This is a genomic window from Amycolatopsis sp. NPDC006131 (assembly GCF_040614175.1).
GTDB classification, from domain to species: domain Bacteria; phylum Actinomycetota; class Actinomycetes; order Mycobacteriales; family Pseudonocardiaceae; genus Amycolatopsis_E; species Amycolatopsis_E tucumanensis.
Genome location: NZ_JBEXTX010000184.1, coordinates 7,762 through 9,608 on the forward strand (window position 1 = coordinate 7,762; position 1,847 = coordinate 9,608).

Below are 1,847 nucleotides of genomic sequence, written 5' to 3' on the forward strand. Positions count from 1 at the left end.
AGGTCGCGCAGGGCCGCGCCGGCCGTGTTCGCGTCGAGGCCGCCGCCCATGATCGCGGCGACGAGGGCGTTGGCGATCTGGACGCCCTTGGTGGCCACCCACAGGCTCAGCGCGCCGGCCAGGAACCCCACCACGAGGCGCGGTGCGATCTCCAGCGCGGAGTGGCGGGTCTGGACTGTTTGGTAGCTCATCACGATGACGCCCGCGATGAGGATCAGCAGGCCGTAGGAGACGAGCAGGATCTGCCAGGAGTTGTCCCACAGCTCACCGACCCGCGGCAGCGAGTCCGGCGTCGGCGTGGTCAGCAGCGTCTTCGACAGCAGGTCCAGCAGCGGGTTCAGTGCGCTCTCGACGATGCCGCGGAAGAACCCGTCGATCACCTCGGTGATGCAGGCGCCGATGTTCGTCAGGCCGCACTCGTCACTGCTGTCCTCGCCCGGACTGGGCTGCTCACCACCCGGCGCGGGGGACGGCGTGGTGGTGCCCGGTTGCGGGATGCAGCCCTCCCCGGTGCACGGCGGGGCGGTCGAGGAGGGAAGGCAGTCGCCCTGCAGGGAACCGGGGAAGCACGTGACCGAAGTCGGCGTGCCGGTTGGCAGCGGGAGCGGCACCTCGGGCAGTGACGGTGTCGGGGGCGGCGCGGGCAGGTCGCACAGCGGTGAACCGGGCTCGCACGGCTCGACGGTCGGAAGCGGCAGTGGCTGCGCGGCGGCTGGCGGGGACATCGACGAGCCGGGGTCGAGCGCCGCGGTAGCGAGTGTGCCGCCGAGCAGAACGAGAAGGCTCACCGCCAAGGCGGTCAGCGCCCGGCCGCGAGTCAACCATTGGCGGGGTTGCGTGGGCGGTGCCGCGAATTGCCGCTTGTCCGGACTGTTCGAGGGGCGCATCGCCTCAGGCCCCCACGATGCCCTTGAGCACCTCGACGACCAGCGGGGCGAGCGCGGCCAGCACGTAGCCGATGCCGGCGGCCTTGAACGCCTCCTTCGCCTTCTCCTGCTCGCCGGGGTCACCGCCGCCGAAGACGCGCCGGACACCGCCGATGGTGAGGAACACGGTCGCCAGCCCGGCGAGGATGCCCATCAGCCAGTTGCGGATGTTGTTGAGGACCTCCTCGACGCTGCCGGCGAGTGCCAGCACCACGGTGTCGGCGTGCGCGGTCGCGCCGGACGTCAGCAGGGCGGCCGCGATCAGTTCGGCCAGCAGCAGCGCGCGCTGGCATCGAAGGGTGCGCGGTGAGAGCGCGCCGTGCTGGTGGCGGCTGCGCGGTCGGCTGGGGGTTCGGGTCAGGCGCATCGCGGCTCTCCCGGAGTCGAGCCCGGCCGCCGCTGCGGCTGCTCGGGCAAAGGGGTGGTGTGCGCGCGGGAGGCCGGTCTCGTCCCGCACCTCTGAACTCCGCAAGACGCGTCCCGCGGGGACACGGAAGCGCCGTTTTTCTTGCGCAGGTCGGTCACGCCCCGTGACAAATCTGCATGACCGATGGCGTTGGTGATGGTCATGGTGTCGGCCACCTGTGTCGCCAGATCGGACTCGCCCGGCGCAGCGGGAGCGTCGTCGAGGAGGTAGGCGACGAGGCGTCGCTCGGCCCGTTGCCGGGCCTTCTTCACGGCCTGGTACGACATGTCCCGCTGCGCCGCGGCATCCACCAACGGCACCCCCTCCAGCCGGGTGGCACCGATCAGCTCGGCCTCCGCAGCGCTGATCGCGCCCTCGGCCACCGCACGGGCGAGAACGAAGTCGGGATGCCCCCACGGAGGCGGCGGCAGGGCGGAACGGAAGCCGTGCCCCGAGGGCACCGGAGCGTCCAGCGCCTCGCGCACGCAGGCGTGGCCGGCACGGTAGGCGGCCCA

1 protein-coding gene and 2 pseudogenes are annotated in these 1,847 nt (G+C 72.1%); all 3 read right to left on the reverse strand.

Annotated elements, in window-relative coordinates; genetic code table 11:
• Positions 1–788 (reverse strand): annotated as a pseudogene (locus tag ABZ215_RS42110) (hypothetical protein); the annotation flags it as partial.
• 103 nt (positions 789–891) lie between these two features.
• Positions 892–1,200 carry a pilin gene (locus ABZ215_RS42115; RefSeq protein WP_354956424.1) on the reverse strand — a complete coding sequence of 103 codons (309 nt, stop codon included), beginning with the start codon at positions 1,198–1,200 and terminating at the stop codon, positions 892–894.
• Positions 1,201–1,283: 83 nt separating this feature from the next.
• Positions 1,284–1,847 (reverse strand): annotated as a pseudogene (locus tag ABZ215_RS42120) (hypothetical protein); the annotation flags it as partial.